The organism is Desulfosalsimonas sp. (assembly GCF_055149105.1).
The window spans coordinates 65,123-84,060 of the sequence record NZ_JBSRLA010000006.1 but is presented as its reverse complement, the minus strand read 5'-3'; the positions used below and the strand labels follow the sequence as shown (position 1 = coordinate 84,060).

General features: G+C 50.8%; 17 protein-coding genes and 1 tRNA gene. 9 read left to right on the top strand and 9 right to left on the bottom strand.

The features are described 5' to 3' along the window. The first annotated feature begins 171 nt into the window (after positions 1-171). On the top strand, positions 172-564 hold the full coding sequence (locus ACTCIA_RS02660; protein ID WP_463000261.1) for a type IV pilin protein: 393 nt from the start codon (positions 172-174) through the stop codon (positions 562-564). Positions 565-971: 407 nt separating this feature from the next. On the opposite strand, the gene ACTCIA_RS02655 is transcribed toward ACTCIA_RS02660, so the two are convergent. The 3 genes from ACTCIA_RS02655 to ACTCIA_RS02645 are packed head-to-tail and all read right to left on the bottom strand — an operon-like array spanning position 972 to position 2,897. Then, complete coding sequence (locus ACTCIA_RS02655) at positions 972-1,679, bottom strand: HNH endonuclease (protein WP_463000260.1); 708 nt, start codon at positions 1,677-1,679, stop codon at positions 972-974. Next, the gene (locus ACTCIA_RS02650) at positions 1,676-2,170 is read right to left on the bottom strand and encodes a hypothetical protein (protein ID WP_463000259.1); all 495 of its coding nucleotides are present in this window, start codon (positions 2,168-2,170) and stop codon (positions 1,676-1,678) included. The genes ACTCIA_RS02655 and ACTCIA_RS02650 overlap by 4 nt, the downstream gene beginning before the upstream one ends. Next, positions 2,163-2,897: a hypothetical protein gene (locus ACTCIA_RS02645; RefSeq protein WP_463000258.1), complete on the bottom strand. Its 735-nt coding sequence runs from the start codon at positions 2,895-2,897 to the stop codon at positions 2,163-2,165. The genes ACTCIA_RS02650 and ACTCIA_RS02645 overlap by 8 nt, the downstream gene beginning before the upstream one ends. Before the next feature lie 165 nt (positions 2,898-3,062). On the opposite strand from ACTCIA_RS02645, the gene ACTCIA_RS02640 reads away from it, so the two are divergent. Next, entirely contained in the window at positions 3,063-3,650 is a 588-nt protein-coding gene (locus tag ACTCIA_RS02640; protein WP_463000257.1) for a site-specific integrase, read from the top strand. Positions 3,651-3,664: 14 nt separating this feature from the next. On the opposite strand, the gene ACTCIA_RS02635 is transcribed toward ACTCIA_RS02640, so the two are convergent. From ACTCIA_RS02635 to ACTCIA_RS02610, 6 genes are all read right to left on the bottom strand, one after another. Continuing rightward, positions 3,665-3,739 (bottom strand) — tRNA-Val (locus ACTCIA_RS02635). Positions 3,740-3,789: 50 nt separating this feature from the next. After that, complete coding sequence (gene scpB / locus ACTCIA_RS02630) at positions 3,790-4,350, bottom strand: SMC-Scp complex subunit ScpB (RefSeq protein ID WP_463000256.1); 561 nt, start codon at positions 4,348-4,350, stop codon at positions 3,790-3,792. A 10-nt stretch (positions 4,351-4,360) separates the two neighbouring features. Continuing rightward, positions 4,361-5,077 (bottom strand): segregation and condensation protein A, encoded by a 717-nt coding sequence (locus tag ACTCIA_RS02625; protein WP_463000255.1) that lies wholly within the window; start codon positions 5,075-5,077, stop codon positions 4,361-4,363. 11 nt (positions 5,078-5,088) lie between these two features. Then, positions 5,089-6,075: a tryptophan--tRNA ligase gene (trpS, locus tag ACTCIA_RS02620; protein ID WP_463000254.1), complete on the bottom strand. Its 987-nt coding sequence runs from the start codon at positions 6,073-6,075 to the stop codon at positions 5,089-5,091. A 54-nt stretch (positions 6,076-6,129) separates the two neighbouring features. Next, on the bottom strand, positions 6,130-6,768 hold the full coding sequence (locus ACTCIA_RS02615; protein WP_463000253.1) for a site-2 protease family protein: 639 nt from the start codon (positions 6,766-6,768) through the stop codon (positions 6,130-6,132). Between the two features lie 61 nt (positions 6,769-6,829). Continuing rightward, positions 6,830-9,520 carry a CBS domain-containing protein gene (locus tag ACTCIA_RS02610; protein ID WP_463000252.1) on the bottom strand — a complete coding sequence of 897 codons (2,691 nt, stop codon included), beginning with the start codon at positions 9,518-9,520 and terminating at the stop codon, positions 6,830-6,832. A 201-nt stretch (positions 9,521-9,721) separates the two neighbouring features. Between ACTCIA_RS02610 and ACTCIA_RS02605 the strand changes: the two genes are divergently transcribed. From ACTCIA_RS02605 to ACTCIA_RS02575, 7 genes are all read left to right on the top strand, one after another. After that, positions 9,722-10,930, top strand: coding sequence for a type II secretion system F family protein (locus ACTCIA_RS02605; RefSeq protein ID WP_463000251.1), 1,209 nt, complete (start codon positions 9,722-9,724; stop codon positions 10,928-10,930). Between the two features lie 6 nt (positions 10,931-10,936). Further along, the gene (locus tag ACTCIA_RS02600; RefSeq protein WP_463000250.1) at positions 10,937-12,274 is read left to right on the top strand and encodes a two-component system sensor histidine kinase NtrB; all 1,338 of its coding nucleotides are present in this window, start codon (positions 10,937-10,939) and stop codon (positions 12,272-12,274) included. 103 nt (positions 12,275-12,377) lie between these two features. After that, the gene (gene lysS, locus ACTCIA_RS02595) at positions 12,378-13,877 is read left to right on the top strand and encodes a lysine--tRNA ligase (protein WP_463000249.1); all 1,500 of its coding nucleotides are present in this window, start codon (positions 12,378-12,380) and stop codon (positions 13,875-13,877) included. A gap of 47 nt (positions 13,878-13,924) precedes the next feature. Next, the gene (locus ACTCIA_RS02590) at positions 13,925-15,166 is read left to right on the top strand and encodes a lipoprotein-releasing ABC transporter permease subunit (RefSeq protein WP_463000248.1); all 1,242 of its coding nucleotides are present in this window, start codon (positions 13,925-13,927) and stop codon (positions 15,164-15,166) included. Further along, positions 15,159-15,896 (top strand): ABC transporter ATP-binding protein, encoded by a 738-nt coding sequence (locus ACTCIA_RS02585; RefSeq protein ID WP_463000247.1) that lies wholly within the window; start codon positions 15,159-15,161, stop codon positions 15,894-15,896. Before ACTCIA_RS02590 ends, ACTCIA_RS02585 begins: the two co-directional genes overlap by 8 nt. Positions 15,897-15,922: 26 nt before the next feature. Beyond that, positions 15,923-18,178, top strand: coding sequence for an outer membrane protein assembly factor BamA (gene bamA / locus ACTCIA_RS02580; protein ID WP_463000246.1), 2,256 nt, complete (start codon positions 15,923-15,925; stop codon positions 18,176-18,178). A 224-nt stretch (positions 18,179-18,402) separates the two neighbouring features. Then, positions 18,403-18,927 carry an OmpH/Skp family outer membrane protein gene (locus ACTCIA_RS02575; RefSeq protein WP_463000245.1) on the top strand — a complete coding sequence of 175 codons (525 nt, stop codon included), beginning with the start codon at positions 18,403-18,405 and terminating at the stop codon, positions 18,925-18,927. The last annotated feature ends 11 nt before the right edge of the window (positions 18,928-18,938 follow it).

The window sequence follows — 18,938 nt, the reverse complement described above, 5'->3', positions numbered from 1 at the left end:
TTGTATCAGCCGCAATTATACCGCCTATCTTTCGCATAGAAAAAAACGCGTCCAGGAGGCGATAAATTTAGGCATTGAAATGTCGCTGTAGTGTTATTGCTTTAATAAAAAAGCCATAATCAAGGAAGATTGAAAAACAGGCTCAACAATATTTAACCAGGGGGAACCGCTATGCAAAAACTCAATACACAAAAAGGGTTTACGTTGATTGAGCTTATGATTGTCGTGGCGATCATTGGAATTCTGGCGGCAATCGCCATCCCTAATTTTATGAATCACCAGTGCAAGGCGAAACAGGCCGAGGCGAAAAGTCTTCTGGGTGCCCTGCGGACAGCGGAGGAAAGTTATTTTTCAGAGCATTCCGTCTATAAAGACGAAAATGATTTTAATGTTATAGGATTTAAAGCAAAAGGCGACACCGCATATCATTTCACTGTACCTGTTATTAACAATACGGCCGGGTATTTCCAGGCACGGGCACAAGCGACAATAAACGGAGCGCAGGATGTCTGGACCATAACCTCAAACGCTGCCCTTCAAAATGTTTCCAACGCATGCCAATAATTCGCGTAAAGCATTACGTTGATAAGTCTTGGTATTTCCCAAGGCCTTGAGAGCCTTTTTGATCTGAAAGTTGACGCAGAGCTTCCTGAATAAAATCAAGAAGTTGATTTTATTCAGGAAGCTCTGTACAAGGGGTATAACGACGATGGGCTTCTCCGATTGCAAGCCAAAGAGCGTCCTCGGTTCCCGGAACGACTATTAAATGCACATGGTTGGGCATCAGACAGTAGGCCCATATACGTCAACGCCTTGATGCCTGCACCACTCTCGCATCAAATCAATGTATGCGGCATAATCCGCATCAGAAAAAAAGGTCAGCTGGTGCCTATTACCCCGGTGGATGATGTTATGAGGACTGATCAGATGATTTTATCAGAATTGCAGGGAAAGAACATAAAAAACGAATGCTATATTATTGCTTTTTGCTTTTCTAGGTATTTACGTCTTCTCTTCAGATGTTCTCCTTTTTCTGGATCTTGATCAAGGAGTTGTGATTTCCCATAAACTTTAATTACTGCATAGAAAGTCTCCGGATCTTCTAAGTTCTTTTTTTCTTCAATCGCCCTTTTTTTTAATTTATCGAACAGCGCTCTTCTGGTTTTATGTATCTCGTCTATCCGCTTTTTTTGTAAAGCCCGAATTCCCGATTGAATGAAATCTTTAGATCTATCCAGTCTTTCTCGTAACTCCCGAATTCTTCTCAACTGTTTTCTGTTTAACATCAAATAATCAATATTGAATTCTCCTTTGAGAGTTTTCCCTTCAAGCCTTAAGTGATTCACTTCATAATGCATTTCCGGATTTTCTTGATCAGGTCTAATGATTTTTTTTTCATGGCTCTCTCCGTAAGAGTCAAAATTGCTTTTGAATCGGTTACAACTTTGGCACGACCACATCAAGTTTTCATAATGGTGTTTATATTCAGGATGCATTTTTTGAGGCAAGTAGTGGTCTATCTCGAATCCAATTCCAGCCGCCTCAATTTCACTCATGGAACAGTAAGCACAAGAATAGCAAAAATCATACCTTAAATCTTCTCTGTAGAAGTGGTAGTGCGCTTTTTTTTCAACAGGACTCCTTTTAATAATAGGTTCCCTTTTTTCTAATTCATTCATTTCCGCTTACCTTTTGCATAGCTCCATTTCCAATCTGACAATTCCAAAAGTTTGTCTATTTCTTCTGCAAACTCTTCATGCAACTTTACATAATATTCGAGTCGATCCAAGTGTTCTCCTGATTCCGCATCCTCTATTCTGTCTAATTTCCATTCTATAAGTTTGAGCCTTCTTTCTTCATCTGGCTCAATACCTTCAGAATACTTCTTGAGAACAATAGCTTGCCTTTCCTCTATAAGCTCCTCGATTACTTCTGGAGGGATTTTCTTGGATACTTCTCTGTTGTACTCTTTTATTTTATTAGAAGATAATGTTTGAGTAAAAGGATAATCCAGCAGTTCAGCTTCTTCTGGTTTTGTGTCATGCCCCTCAAAAGGTGATCCTATTTTGTCGAATTGACTAATCTGGTCTTCATTTTCCTTATTTGTAGGCTTTGTAATTATCTCGGAGCTATCATCAAACGTTTCTTGAAATGCAAAATTTTTATTCATAATTCAAATTTCCTTCTCCGAATTTATCAAAGTACTCAAAAGCCTTTTCTTTACACTCTATCACATCAGTTATGGTTTCCTTTTGGGTTGCTCTACGGGCTTCTTTATAATTCCTTTGCCAATCTAAAGCTATTCTATAACCTTTTTCTTCAATTTTCTCTTTTTCAAATTCAACAATATGGTGGCACTGATCATAATAGCCTTCTTCCGAATCTAATTTAGATAGAACATTTGACTTCACCTTAACTAATGAATTCTGCCATGGTGAACCTGTATGCTCAATATACCTGATTACTCCGGGGGGCAAAGAATCTTCATCCAAATTACTTTCAGCCATTATCCCTACTCTATTATAGCAGAGGCTTTCATTTTTAGAAAAAACAGAAAGCAGATTCCCAAGGTGTTTTATCAGATCTCTCATGATTTCAGTATACAACCTTACTTCCGGCTTCTCTATAACAGGAAATCCTCCCGCTCTTCTATTGTCGCTCATTAAGTATGCGAATTTTATTACCAAATCATTCATGTTTATGTGGAAGGTGTATTCCTTGGAGTTTATTTTATAGCTCCAAGGTCCTTTTTGTTCAACAGTCAGATCCCCATCTGATTGGTAGAGAGTATCAGCAAAAGTCATAACTCGGCTTTCGAATCCAATGGCTGCTTTATAATTGTTTCTTAAACGTATTCCAATAATGGGTATGGCCAGTACACTGTCAAGCCAGATCATTTAGTCCCCCTTGAGCATTAAGACTGAAGGTTGTGCTTATACACTGAGATTAGTTGTGGTAGAAGAGGCTCTAACTAATTTTTTTATTGAGCAATTTGGACAGTTGTCTCATTTATTTATACATAAGCTTAGCTTCTTTTGTCAAGACGATTTTGGTTCCATTCAGTGGCGAACACAAAATACAGCACACTCTTCAAACTGGCGATTATGAGTGGTGCCCGGCAAGGAGAGTTGCTTGGTTTGAAATGGTCAGATGTGGATTGGGTAAACAAGCAGATTTATATTCAGAGAACATTCAATAACGGCAATTGGTATGATGTGAAATCAGAAACATCAAATAGACGCATAGATTTGGGGCCTTCCATGGTTACATCCTTGAGAAAATGGAAGTTGGAATGTCCCATAAATGCGTTAGACCTTATTTTTCCAAATGAAACCGGCAATCCAATCAACCACAATAACCTAACAAATCGTTACTTTTATCCTGCATTGGAGAAGGCCGGCATTGGAAAAATCCGGTTCCATGATCTTAGACATACCTATGCCAGTTTACTGATTGAGCAGGGTGAAAATATAAAGTATATCCAAACCCAATTGGGCCATAGCACCCACACTATTACTTTGAACGTCTATTCTCACCTGATTAGCTCCACAAATACAGAAGCTCCACTTAGGTTTGAAAAGACCATTTTTGAAGCTTCAAGGCACTGTGAAGGCACAAAAACAAAAAAAGGGTCTATGGCAAATCCATAAACCCTTGATAGTCTTGGTGGGCGGTACTGGATTTGAACCAGTGACTTCTACCGTGTGAAGGTAGCACTCTCCCACTGAGTTAACCGCCCGTGTAAGTGTGAAGCATAAAATAAAGGCGAAGGGCCGGTGAAGTCAAGCATTATTTTTTCTCTGCTCCAGGATCATCACCGGTGTGTGGATTTTCCTCTCCGGTCTGGATTTCATCCGGAGCCGGCAGATCCTTTAAATCCTTTAGATCAAAGGTTTCCAAGAATTTTTTGGTGGTGCCGTAGAGCAGGGGGCGGCCCGGAATCTCCTTTCGGCCCAGAATGCGAATGAGTTTTTTCTCCAGCAGAAAACGCAGGGTGCCCCCGGAATTGACCCCCCGGATGTGTTCCACGTCACTTCGCAGCACCGGTTGGTGATAGGCCACAATGGCCAGGGTTTCCAGGGCGGCCCGGCTCAGGCGCACAGGCTGGGGAGCCAGCAGTTTTTCCACCCATTGCCGGTGCTCCGGGCGGGTGCGGAACTGAAAACCGCCTGCCACCTCGTGGAGGGCAAAGCCCCCGTCTCGCTCCTGGTGCTCCCGGACAAGGCTTTGCAGGGCGTCTTTGATTTCAGCGGCATCGGCATAAACAATGAGTTCACGGATCCGTTCTGCGGACAGGGGCGATGGCGAGGCAAACAAAAGGGCTTCAATAATGTTTTTCAGATCTTTCATGGCCCGCCTTTCATCTGGAAAACAGTTTGAGTCCGCCGGCGGTTTCCTCCTGGGTGATGCCCACGAGATTGAGCCGCACCACCTCCAGGATGGCCAGAAATGTTGCAATGATTTCCCCTTTGTCGGCGCAGTTGGCCGCCAGATCGGAGAATGTCACGCTTTTTTGGGTTTCCAGCAGATCCAGAATATTGGTCATCTTTTCTTTCACGGAAATTTTTTCCGGGGTAATGGAAAAATCCGGGTCACCGGCCATCTGTTCTGACAATGCCTGGTAGGCCCCAAGCAGGTCATACAGGCTGGCTTCCACCGGCATTTGTTCGGCATTGCCGTCATGGACCAGGGGCTCGGCGGGCCGGGCAAACACATGCTCGCCCAGGATGTTGCGCTCTGCCAGCTTTCCGGCCAGGGATTTGATGCGCATGTATTCGGCCAGGGGGCCGGCAATGGCATCCCTTGGATCCTCGGATTCCTCCTGGTCGGATTCCTGCGCCGGCAGCAGCATCCGGGATTTGATCTGGGCCAGAGTGGCGGCCATGACCAGAAAGTCGGCGGCCACATCGATTTCCATGTCCTGCATCCACCGGATATAGGACAGAAACTGGTCCGTGATCAGGGCGATGGGAATGTCATAGATGTCCACCTGGTTTTTTTTGATCAGGTGGACCAGCAGGTCCATTGGCCCTTCAAAAACGTTTTCCAGCCTGACCTGGTATCCGGTGTTTGTCATGGACCCGCCGATCAGATTCGTACCGCGTCTCTGACCTCGGCAAGGGTTTTTGCCGCCACCTGCCGGGCCTTGTCTGAACCTTCGGCCATGACCTGTTCCACCTGGTCGGTGTGGTTTTTGTAATACTCGATCTTGTCCCGGATCGGGGCCAGGTATGCCACCAGGTGTTCGGCCATTTTCTTTTTGCATTCCACGCAGCCGATTTTTGCGCTGCGGCAGTCCGGGTCCACCCGGGCCACAAGATCTGCCGGCGAATAGAGCTGATGGAAGGTAAACACGTTGCACACAGACGGGTCTCCCGGGTCTGTTCGCTTGATCCGCTGGGGGTCGGTGATCATCTGGCTGACTTTTTTTCTGATCTGTTCAGGGGAATCAGACAGGAAAATGGCATTGTTGTAGCTTTTGCTCATCTTGCGCCGGTCAGTGCCCAAAATCTTGCTGATTTCCGTTAAAATGGTGTCAGGCTCCGGAAACACCCGGCCGTAGAGATGGTTGAATCGTCTGGCGATCTCCCGGGTCAGCTCGATGTGCGGTGCCTGGTCAATGCCCACGGGTACGCCCTCGGCCTTGTAGATAATGATGTCTGCGGCCTGGAGCACCGGATAGCCCAGAAATCCGAATGTGGAGAGATCCTTGTTTTGCAGGGCGTCAATCTGTTCCTTGTAAGTGGGGTTTCGCTCCAGCCAGGGAACCGGGGTGATCATGGACAGGAGCAGAAACAGCTCTGCATGCTCCCTGATCCGGGATTGCACGAACAATACGCTCTTTTCCGGGTCCAGGCCCGCGGCCAGCCAGTCAATCATCATGTTTCGGGTGTATTTTTTGATATTGCCCGGGTTTTCATAGTCGCTTGTCAGCGCATGCCAGTCGGCAATAAAAAAGAAGCAGTCATAATCGGGCTGCATGTTGATCCAGTTCTGCAGGGCCCCGTGCAGGTTGCCCAGATGCAGGGCGCCGGTTGGGCGCATCCCGCTGACAATTCGTTTTTTTTCCGTCATATGCTTGTTCTCCGTATGGTGTTGCCTGTACTTGCCATATAAAAGTTCACGAAATCAGCCGCCGGTAAAAAAGCGTACCAGAGGATAGATCACCGCTGTAATCAGAAAATCAAGGGACCGGGTCATCAGCAGCACCAGCAGAATCAGGACGCCGAATGTGCCGATTTGTTCGTATTTCTGCCGGGCCCCAGGGGGCAGCAGGGCCGACAGGATGTGACTGCCGTCTAAGGGCGGAATCGGCAGAAGATTAAACACCCCGAGCACCACGCTGATAACGCAGAAGCCGTAGATCAGCCTTGCGGCCAGCAAAAAAATCGTTGAATCTGCTGCAAACGGAGCAATGATCTGGTAGACAAGACCTGCTGCCAGCGCGCACGCAAAATTCACCCCCACCCCGGCTGCGGAAACCACAATGGTACCCAGTTTGGGATCCCGCAGATTGCGAAAATTCACCGGAACCGGCTTGGCGTATCCGAATATGGCCGGTGATCCGGAAAAAATCAGCAAACCCGGTAAAATCAGCGATCCGAACGGATCCAGGTGCCGTACCGGGTTGAGACTGAGCCGGCCGGCAAGTTTGGCCGTGGGATCGCCAAACATCCATGCTGCATAACCGTGGGCGACCTCGTGAAGGGTGACGGCCATGAGCAGCGGGATGATCAGTATTAATGCCTGTATAATTTTTTCTTCCACTCCGGGTCCCTGTTTGCTTTTGTTTGATGAACCCGCCGGTGCCCGGCCCGGAAAAACCGGCTTACCCGGCGGTTTCCCGGCCATCAATCAGGCGGCGGGCAAGTTCCAGTTCGTCCTGCCGGGTTTGGAGCCGGCCGTCGAGCTTTTCCCGCAGCAGCGTCCGCAGAATCCGGCCGAACAAAGGCGAGGGCGAAAGCCCCATTTTCTGCAAATCCCTACCCTTAACCGAAATCCGGACATCTTTCAAGTCTGTGACGTAAAAAGAAATGGCACGGCGCACATCATCCCGGCTGGTCACGGCCATCATGTAGAGGATCAGTTCCATGCGCAGCCCGTTTAATTTTTCGTAGAGCCGGCTGTTTTGATCCGGCAGTTCCTGGTTGAGCCGGTACAGGCAGGTTTCGGCTTCGGCCCGCTCCTGGATGAAAATTTTTTCATGCCTGGGGGCCAGTTCAAAATGCCGGCAGATGGCCAGGGCCTTTTCCTGGTCGGCATGCCGGGTCAGAACCAGAAAGTAGACGATCCACTGGCGGCATTCTTCCTGTCTGTAGAGCAGGACATACCAGGAGAGCACGTTTCGGGCCGAATCCAGCATTTGCCGGAGGGGTTTGTTCATCCGGATGGAGGGATCGATGACTTTGAGCAGATCGAAATCCTCCAGGCGGACCAGGGCCGGGATCGGATTTTGCTCTTCCAGGATGTGGCGGAGTTCGGAAAACACTCTGCGCCCGGATAAGCGTTTGAAAAAATCCATTTTCACAGCATTGTGAATCAGTCCGGCGGTAAGCTTGCCAATGGTGAAATCAAAGCGCTTTTCAAACCGGATGGCCCGAAAGACCCGGGTGGGGTCTTCCACAAAGCTCAAATTGTGAAGGATGCGGATGGCCTTTTCTTTCATGTCCCGCATGCCCCCGAAAAAATCAATGAGCCGGCCGAATTTGTCCGGGTTGAGAAAAATGGCCAGGGTATTGATGGTAAAATCCCTTCGGAACAAATCCAGCTTGATGGAGCTCATTTCCACTGTGGGAAGGGCGGCCGGAAATTTGTAGTATTCCATCCGGGCCGAGGCCACGTCGATTTTAAAGCCGTCTGCAAAAATGATCACAGCAGTGCCGAACTTGTCGTATGCGTTTACCCGCGCGCCTTCCTTTCTGGCAAAGGCCCTGGCAAACTCGATGCCGTTTCCTTCAATGACAATGTCGATATCCTCATTGTGCCGGTACAAAAACAGGTCGCGCACAAAGCCGCCCACCACGTATGCGGAAAATCCATGAGCGTCTGCCACCCGGCCGATACGGCGGAGCATCTCAAGGATATCGTCGCTGAGCCGTTCCCTGAGAAATCCGGAGACGCTTTTGGTCTTGGGTTGGCGGGATTCGGCCGGGGGCTCGGCGGAATGGCCGGCCTGCTGCTCCTGCTGGTTATGATAAATCAGGGTGTTGAGCAGATCCGTGCGGGTGATGGCGCCGATTGCATGCCCGTTGTCGACCACCGGCAGTATTCGCTGCTTGTTTTCGATGATTTTTTCCTGAACTTCGGAAATGTCGGCATCAGGGGCCACCACGGCAAATTCCGTTGTCATGTACTCGTTGATGGGAATTTCGTCAAGGTGGTGGTACAGCGCTTTTTCAATCACCTGTCGGGTGATAAACCCGGCCAGGGCCTGATTTCTGTCTTCCGGTCCCAGCACCAGAAGCGCGTTGATATTGTATCGCGACAGCAGCTGACGGGCCTTTTCGCAGGAGATGTCGTGCGGTGCGGTAATGGCGGGAGTCGACATAATGTCTTTTGCCTGCTGGGTGGACCGGACATGGGTTTTTAACAGGTCAATGATCCGGTTTTCCACCTGCGCCAGGGTTTTGTTTTTTATGGAGGCGGCTGCGGCAAAGCTGTGTCCCCCCCCGCCGATTTCCCGGATGATGGCGCCAACGTCAACATCCGGGGTCCGGCTGCGGGCGGCGATATAGATTTTGTTTTTCATCAGCGCAACGGCAAAAACCGCGCTGAGATTTTCAATGCGGAGCATCTTCTGGACCAGAAAGGCCAGGTCGTGAATGTATTCGTCCCTGGAAACCGTTGTGATCACGACATCCTTGCCGTTGATCGGGTAGTGGGTGGCCGCCCGGAACATGTCGTTTAACAGCGCGATCTGTTCGGAGTCCATCTCCTTTGCAATCAGGTCGGATATGGTTGTCAGGCTGGCGCCTTTGCCGAGCAGAAATGCGGCTGCCGTGAAATCATCCCGGGTGGTGGAGGGATAGGTAAACGCCCCGGTGTCCTCATAGATGCCAAGGCACATCACGGTTGCTTCATCCGGGCTGATGCCGATGTTTTTTTCCCGGATCAAATCAACGAGCATGCTGACATTGGCGCCGGTGGACCTGTGAATCTCAAAGTCGGCCCGGATATCATTTTCCAGCTGGGGATGATGATCATATACATGGATTTCAATGCCTGGGCGGTTGAGCAGTTCTTCAAGCTCGCCGATGCGGCCGGCCTGCTTGGTGTCCACAATCACCAGCCGGCCCACCTGTGCCGGCTGGATTTGCCGGTAATCGGCCATTTGAAACAAGTAGGCCATGGTGCTGACAAAGAAATTTTTCATGTTTTTTTCATGAAACCCCGGAAATACGACCACCGAGTCCGGATACAGCTTCTGGGCGGCCAGCATGGATGCCACTGCATCAAAATCGGCATTGGTGTGGGTGGTAATCAGGGTGAGCAGATCGGATCGGTTCTCTGTCTTTGTCACGTTGCCTGCCTGTATCCAAGATAGCGGCCAATTGCCGCGGATTGATATAAATGTTTGTTTTTTAGTCTTTATTATGATAATCACTGTTTTTCAACCGTAAAAGTAAAATTGGCGTATTCTGCCGCAAGGGTGATCCAGCGCCAGGCTTACCTGAGTCAAATGAGACATATTTCCTGAACCAAGCAGTCAAGGGGGAAACACATGCCTGTTTTTCAATGGGAGGGCAAGGACCGCAACAATCAGGTCCGCAAAGGGGAGATCGAGGCAGCCACTGAACAGGAAGTCCGGACAGTGCTCGGAAGGCAGCGCATTGTGCCGACAAAGGTGAAAAAAAAGCCCAAAGATCTTTTGGAAAACATCTCTTTTTTCCAGCCCAAGGTCAAGCAGCAGGATATCATCATTTTCTGCCGTCAGTTTTCCACCATGATCGATGCCGGCCTGCCCATTATCCAGTGCCTGGACATCCTTCAGTCCCAGCAGGAAAATCCGACATTTAAAAAAATGTTAAAAGATATCAAGGAGTCGGTGGAAGGGGGGCAGACCCTGGCCGATTCCCTGAAAAAGTATCCCAACCACTTTGACTCTTTGTTTGTCAACATGGTGGCCGCAGGCGAGGCCGGCGGTATTCTGGATGTGATTTTGCGGCGGCTGTCGGTTTACATGGAAAAGGCCGCCCGCCTCAAGGCCCAGGTCAAGGGGGCCATGACATACCCGATTGTTACCCTGATTATCGCTGTTTTGGTGGTGGCAGTGATTCTGGTGTTTGTGATTCCCGTGTTTGAGGAAATGTTTGCCAGTTTCGGCCAGGGGCTGCCCTTACCCACTCAGGTGGTCATTGCCATGAGCGATTTTGTCCAAAGCAAGATCTGGTGGATCATCGGCGGGATTGTGCTGGTGATATTCGCCTTCCGGCGGTTTTATAAAACCGAGAAAGGCCGGGCCATGATCGATGAGCTGACCCTGCGTCTGCCGGTGGTGGGTATTTTGATTCGGAAAGTGGCAGTGGCCAAGTTTACCCGGACCATGGGGACCATGCTGGCCAGTGGCGTGGGCATTCTGGAAGCCCTGGACATCGTGGCCAAGACCGCGGGCAACAAAAGCATTGAAACCGCTGTTTACAAAGTCCGTACCGGCATTGCCGAAGGACAGACCATTGCCGACCCCCTTGCTGAAACCGGGGTGTTTCCGCCCATGGTCTGCCAGATGATCGCGGTGGGGGAATCCACGGGTGCAATTGACTCCATGATGGAGAAAATTGCCGATTTTTATGAAGAGGAGGTGGATCAGGCAGTTGAGAACCTCACCTCAATGATTGAGCCGTTTATGCTCGTGTTTCTCGGTGTCGTGATCGGCGGGCTGGTGATATCCATGTACCTGCCCATATTCCAGATGGCCGGGGCGATTTCCTGATTGTCCATGACCGTCTTTGCTACCCGCAGCAGGGCCGAACAGGATCTGTATCGAAAGCTCGGATGGCTGATTTTTTTCCGGGGCCTGTTTGCGCTGGTAATGCTGGGATCGGCATTTGCCGCAGCTGCCAGGCCGGCGATGCACCTCGGCATGGCGGCCGGGTCCCTGGGTTGGCTCATGCTGCTCAGCATCGGGCTGTTGCTGCTTTCTGCAGGCTATCTGCTGGTATTGCCACGGCTCAGAAGCCTGGTCTTGTTTGCCTACCTCCAGATAGCCGCAGACACGATTGCGGTCAATCTGATCATATTGATCACGGGCGGGTTTTCAAGCATTTTTGCGTTTATGTATCTGGTGGTCATTGTTTATGCCACCATGGTCATCTACCGCCGCGGCGGGATGGTGACGGCCACGCTTTGCGCCATCCAGTACGGGATTCTCATTGACCTTGAGTACTACGGTCTGCTCCGCCCCCTGGGCGATGATGCCCAGTTTCTGATTGACAATTATGACTGGCCTTATGTGATCTACAAGCTGCTGTTTACCATTGCAGCCTGTTATGCCGTGGCCTTTTTGAGCGGATTTCTCTCTGAGCAGGAAAAAACAGCCAAGCGGGATCTGTGGGCCATGGAAGACCAAATGAAACGGGTGGAGCGCTTTGCCGCGGTGGGGGAGATGGCCGCCGGCCTGGCTCATGAGATCAAAAATCCCCTGGCCTCCCTGAGCGGTTCGATTCAGCTGCTGCGCGATCAGCTCCCTTATGACCCGTCTCAGGAGCGGCTTATGCAGATTGCGCTGCGGGAAGCCGACCGTCTTTCGACACTGGTTACCAACTTTCTGATGTTTTCCCGGCCCGGGCCGGGAAAGGCGGAAGTCATTGATCTGGATCGGGCCGTTTCCGAAATCGCCACCCTGTTTAAGTCCAATCCCGGCCACAGAGCCCGCATTGACGTGCGTACGGATTTGTCAAAAGGCCTGTTTGTGCGCATAGATCCGGAGCACTTCAAGCAGGTGGTGTGGAATCTGCTCAATAATGCTGCAGAATCCATTGAGGACCGCGGGGTGATCGAAATCCGGCTCTACCCTTGCCGGAAGAATCAAGCCTGCATTGATATTTCCGATACCGGCAGCGGTATTTCCCCGGACATGATTGCCCGGGTTTTTGACCCGTTTATTTCAACCAAATCCCGGGGCACCGGGCTGGGGTTGTCCATTGTCCAGCAGCTTATCAATGCATACGGGGGGTTGGTAAATATTGAAAGTACCCCTGGTGCCGGCACTGCTGTGACCCTTCGCCTTCCGACGCATCAGCCGGCAGGCCCGGCCCGGGGGGCGGCTACAGGCTGACCGGCGGTCGCCTCCGCTTTGCGACGCGCCCGGCAAAACCCTTGACACCAATTGGTAAATGGGATAGCAAGCCCCTTAATCATTTAAATAAACGGGAGCATTCATGGCGCAGAATCAGGCAACGGATATTATTGCAAAGCGAAGGGAAAAAATCCAGGCCCTCAAGGATGCCGGCGTGGAGATGTTTCCCAACGATTTTGCTGTTACGCATACAGTGGCCGATATTTTAAAAAGTGTGGCTGACAAAGACGAGGACCTGACAGGCGGAAAGACCGTGGTGCGGGCAGCCGGACGCATGATGGCGGTCAACCGGTTTGGCAAATCCGCATTTATCCGCTTTCGGGACCGCACGGGTCAGATGCAGGCCTATATCCGTCAGGACCAGGTGGGCGAACAGGCTTATGCTTTTTTCAAAAAGATGGATATCGGCGATTTTATCGGTCTGCAGGGAACCCTTTTTGCCACCAGGACCGGGGAGTGGACACTGCTGGCAGAGCAATTTGAATTGCTGGCCAAGTCTTATCGTCCTTTGCCGGAAAAATTTCATGGTTTAAAGGATCCGGAAAAACGCTACCGTCAGCGGTACCTGGATCTGATTATGAACCCGGAGGTGCGCGAGGTATTTGTCAAGCGCAGCCGCCTGATTCGGGAAATCCGGAATTTTTTGACGCAAAGGGATTTTCTGGAAGTGGAAACGCCCATGATGCAGCCCATTGCCGGCGGGGCGGATGCCCGGCCGTTTAAGACCCATCACAATGCCTTAGACATGGATCTTTACCTGCGCATCGCCCCGGAGCTTTATCTGAAACGTCTCGTGGTGGGCGGATTTGAACGGGTGTTTGAGATCAACCGCAATTTTAGAAACGAGGGCGTTTCCACCCAGCATAACCCGGAATTTACCATGCTGGAATTCTACCAGGCCCATGCCACTTACGAAGATCTCATGGTTGTCACCGAGCAGATGTTTGAGGCCGCGGCCAGGGCTGTTACCGGAGCCACAAAAGTGCCTTGCCAGGGCCGGGAGATCGAGTTTGCCGGACCCTACAAGCGTCTGGACCTTTTGGATGCCCTGACTTCCGTGGGGGGAGTGGACCCGGCCCTGCTGTCGGACAAGGCCGGGCTCATGGCTTTTGCCAAAGACAATGAAATTTCCCTGGACCGGCGCCCGGGAGGCGATATCAGCATGGGCAAGCTGATCACAAAAGTTTTTGACCACCTGGTTGAACCCAATCTCATTCAGCCGACCTTTATTACCGGGTATCCGGTGGAGGTCTCGCCGTTGTCCAGGCGAAGCGCCCGCAATCCGGAGATAACCGAGCGATTTGAGCTTTTTGTTGCCGGCAGGGAGATCGCCAATGGCTTTTCGGAATTAAATGATCCGGTGGATCAGAAAGCCCGTTTTGTCAGCCAGGTGGAAAGCCGGGAGCTCGAGGACCACGAGGCCCGTGTGGATGATGATTATATTCTGGCGCTTGAATACGGCATGCCGCCCACAGCCGGTGAAGGCGTGGGCATTGACCGTTTGGCCATGCTGCTCACCGATTCGGCCTCCATCCGGGATGTGATTCTTTTTCCGCATCTGAAGTTTGCCGATACCCGATAGTCCAATGCGGATTTCAGGCCGCAGGCAGCAAAGCGCAGCCTTTTGGAATGCAAATGAAATTTGAGTATTTTATCGGAAGCCGGTATTTGAAATCCCGGCAAAAGACCGGATTTATATCCTTTATCACCGTGCTCTCCATTGCCGGGGTCACGGTGGGGGTTATGGCCCTGGTGATTGTCATTGCCGTGATGACCGGCGCGGAGTCCTATTTCAAGACCAAAATCCTGGGCGTGGAGCCCCATGTTGTTTTGCATCATCACGAGGGCTCCATACCGGAATACGCTTCGGTGATGGATCGCCTGGAATCAAGCGGTCTGACGGCATCGGTTATGCCCTATGCCGAAACCCAGGTTATGCTCCGCTCGGGTTCGGGCATGTCGGGTGCGCTTTTGCGGGGTCTGGATCCGGAAGTCAAAGGATCTCACATCATCGGCCTTTCCCGGAAGGAATTAAAGGAAAAATTATCCCCCGGCCAAAGCCGGGACAGCAATACAGAAACCCCGCCCCTGGTCCTTGGCAAAAATCTGGCCCGGCGTCTGGGCGTGAATTCCGGAGATGTCATCTATCTGATATCGTCGCGGGGCATGATGACCCCGGCCGGACACATGCCGTCAATGAAACGGTTTGTGGTCAAGGGAATTTTTGAATCCGGGTTTTACGAATATGACGCATCACTGGCCTATACGCGCCTGGGGGCCACCCAGGGATTGCTGCGCATCGGCGATGCGGTTACCGGTATCGGCATCCGGGTCGACGATATTTACCGTGCTGACCGGATCGCCGAAAAAATTCAGGAAAATCTGGGTTTTCCATATTGGACCATGGACTGGATGGAAATGAACCGCAATTTTTTTTCCGCCCTGAAACTGGAAAAAACCGTCATGTTTATCATCCTGACCCTGATTATTCTCGTGGCGGCCTTTAACATTGCCTCCACCCTGATCATGATGGTGATGAGCAAAACCCGCGACATTGCCATTTTAAAGGCCATGGGCGCAACAGACCGCAGCATCCGGAAAATATTTGTCTTCAATGGTCTGGTCATCGGCGCAATCGGCACGGCCCTGGGCACGGTCCTGGGGCTGACGGGCTGTTTTCTGCTCCAGCATTACCAGTTTGTTCAGCTTCCCGGGGATGTCTACTATTTCACCACCCTGCCCGTGGAGGTGCGCTGGACAGATGTGGCCGTCATTGTTTCCGCAGCCCTGGGCATCTGTTTGGGCGCCACTTTGTATCCGGCGGCAAAAGCTTCACGGATAAACCCGGTGGAGGCACTGCGCCATGGCTGACACAGATGTTTCAAAAACCGGTCCCGGCGGCAATAAAAAAACGGTGCCAACCGGCCCGCTGCTGGAAGTTACCGGGCTGTGCAAGCGGTTTACGGATAAGGACAGCAGTATCGAGGTGTTAAACGATCTGTCTCTGAGTCTTGACCCCGGCAGTACCATGGCTGTGGTGGGGGAATCCGGGGTGGGCAAGTCCACCCTGCTCCATGTGCTGGGCGCCCTGGAGCCGCCGGATCAGGGGCGGGTGTACTATCAGGGCGCAGATGTCTTTGAGTTAAGCAATTCAGCACTCGCGGCATTCCGCAACGCCCGGATCGGGTTTGTATTTCAGTTTCACTACCTGCTTTCCGGATTCACCAGTATTGAGAATGTGATGATGCCGGGTCTGATCGCCGGCATGCAGAAGAAGGAAATTCGGGATAAAGCCGAGGCCATACTGGTGCGGGTGGGTCTGCAGGACCGGCTCGGACATCGCGTCGGCGATTTGTCCGGCGGTGAACAACAGCGCGTGGCCCTGGCCCGGGCCCTGGTGTTAAACCCGGATATTCTGCTGGCCGACGAACCCACCGGCAACCTGGACCGGAAAAACAGTGCTCAGGTGCATGAATTTCTGGTGGAGTTAAACCGGGAAATGGGAATGGCCATGATTGTTGTCACGCACAGCGCCGCACTTGCAGAAATGATGCAGCGCAGAATGCAGATTGTCAGCGGCAGGCTTGAGTCAATCGAATAAGCCGGATAAAACGGGATAATAAAACCATGCGAACAGGAATCTGGACAGCGGTTGTTGTGATTGGTTTTTTGACGGCCATGATCGTGCCGGCGGAAGCAGAGACAGTGGTGCAGCAGGTAAAAGTTGAGGGGAATGAGCGGATTGAAGATGATGCCATACTCAGGGCCGTCAGCACCCAGGCGGGTGACGCCTATGATGAAAGCAGGCTCTCTGAGGATCTGGAGGCCATTTATCGCATGGGATATTTCGATGATGTGCGTGTGGCCGCAGAGCAGCAGGAAGAAGGCTATGTTGTCGTTTTTACGGTCAAGGAAAAATCCACCCTGCGAAATATCACCCTGTCGGGAAACCGTTTTTTTGATGACGAGGAAATCCGAGAACAGATAGATATTTCCACCGGCGCCATACTCAATATTTATCGGATCAAGCGCAATATTAAGGCCATTGAGGCCTTTTATGAGGAAAAAAATTACCACAACGCGCAGGTGGATTATAACATCAAGGAGCTTGACCACAATCAGGCTGACCTGGAGTTTGTCATCGAGGAGGGCAAAAAGGTAAAAATCAGGGAGATCCGTATCGAGGGCAACCGGGATTACTCGGATAAAGAGCTCAAAAAGATCATGAAAACCTCGGAAAAGGGTTTTTTCTCCTGGCTGACCTCCTCCGGCGATTTCGACATGCAGAAGCTTGAGCAGGATGTCGCCCGTCTTGAGGCCCATTACCAGAACAACGGCTATGCCCGGGCCCGGGTTGGGGAGCCAGTGGTAAAATACGAGGGCGACTGGATTTACGTGACCATGAAAATCCATGAAGGCCCCAGATTTGAAGTCGGGGATGTTAGTTTTGAGGGTGACTTGCTCAAACCCGCCGAAGAACTTGCCCAAAGCGTCTCCATTGATCAGGAGCCGTATTACAACCGCCAGGTGCTGCAAAACGACGTGGTCCGCCTCACTGATATCTATGCTGACGAGGGCTACGCCCGGGCTGATGTGCGGCCGGGCATGAACCCCCGTTCTGAAGAAAATGTCATGGATATTGTTTTCCGGATGCAGAAAAATGAACCGGTATATTTTGAAAAAATTGTCATTGAGGGCAACACCAAAACCCGGGACAAGGTCATCCGCCGGGAGCTGGAAGTGCACGAACAGGAAAAATACAGCGCAAGCGATTTAAAACGCTCTGTGCGCAATCTTCATCGCCTGGATTATTTCGAGGATGTCAATGTTCAGACCCTTGAGGGTTCATCTGAAGACCGGATGCTGTTAAACATTGACGTAACTGAAAAAGCCACCGGCAGTTTCAGCTTCGGGGCGGGCTACAGCGCCATTGACAAGCTCTACGTTATGGGATCGATTTCCGAGCGCAATTTTCTGGGCAAGGGCCAGAAAATTGAGCTGCAGCTGCAGACCGGAAGCGAATCCCAGCACTTCCGGCTTCGGTTCACTGAGCCATGGCTTTTTGATATCCCCTTGTCCGCCACTGCAGAGGCGTATAATTGGGAGCGCGACTATGATGATTATGAGCTTGACAGCAAGGGCGGCAGGATTCGATTCGGTTATCCCCTTTATGACGATGTGCGGGGGTATCTGTCCTATGCATATGATGTCAGCGAAGTCGATGAAATCCTGGATGAATTTCGCAACACCCTTGAAGAGGGCCGGTATACCCAGAGCAGTGTTACGGCCAGTATTGTCTATGATTCGCGCGACCGGATCATCAATCCCACCGAAGGGGCCAGACATTTGTTCAGTGTTGAATACGCGGGCCTGGGCGGAAACGTTGGATTTGTTAAATCCACTGCCGAGGCGGGCAAATATTTCCCCCTGTTTTGGGATACCGTGGGTTTTCTCCATGCCGAGGGCGGTTATGTAAAGGAAACCGGCGGCAAGCTGCTGCCGGATTTTGAAAAATTTTACCTGGGCGGGATCAATTCCCTGCGCGGGTTTGACTGGCGGGATGTCAGCGCTTTTGATGAGAATGGCAACCGGATCGGCGGTGAAAAGTTTGTGCAGTTCAACGTGGAATTTATATTTCCTTTGCTCAAAGATGCGGGTTTAACAGGAGTGCTGTTTTATGATACAGGTAATGTATACGGAGAGGATGAATCCGTGGATCTGGGCGAATTGCGTGAAAGTGCGGGATTCGGCATCCGCTGGTATTCCCCGATGGGACCCATCCGTCTGGAGCGCGGTTATGTGCTTGACCGGCGGAAAAATGAGCAGGGCGAATATATAGAAGACTCCGGGCGATGGGAGTTTTCCATGGGAGGTGCGTTCTAGAAAGTTCAATGTTCAATGTTGATGGCACCGTAAAAAGTCTGATTTCAGATGGTGCCGTAAAAAGTTCAAGGTCAAGGCTTGCGCAATTTTGAAGAATGCAGCGTACTTAGCCGTACGTGAAATTCTGAGAAATTGCGCGTAACGCAGATATTGGACTTTTTACGGCGCCATCAATGTTAACGTGTTGATGATTGTGGATGGATATAAGAATTAAAGGGGGATCAATGAAGGCAATACAAATATTTGCAATTTCGATGCTGGCGTGTCTGTTTCTTGCCGCCGGACCGGCGGGTGCGGCAGATGTGGCCAAAATCGGAGTGATTGATTTTCAGAAGGTGATCAGCGAATCTGAAGCCGGCCAGAAGGTCCAGGAAGAGATCCAGAAAAAGGGCCGTCAGATGGAATCCGAACTTCAGGAGATGGCAAAGGAGATCGAGGAACTCGACAAGCAGCTTTCCCGGGACGCGATGGTGATGAGCAAGGAAAAACGCCAGCAAAAACAGCGGGAACTGGAGATTAAAAAATATGATCTCCAGTCCAGGCAAAGAGAATATGAAAACGAGTTCCGGCAGCTGCAGTCCGAAAGGGTGGGGGCGCTTCGGGATGAGATTTTAAAGCTGGCCGAAGCGATCGGGAAAAAGCAAGGCTATCTGCTCATTATTGAAAAAAATGCAGCGGTTTATTACCCCAGCGCAATTGATATGACCGATGAGATTATCCGCAAATACAATGAGCGCAATCCTGCATAGACAATTCCGCG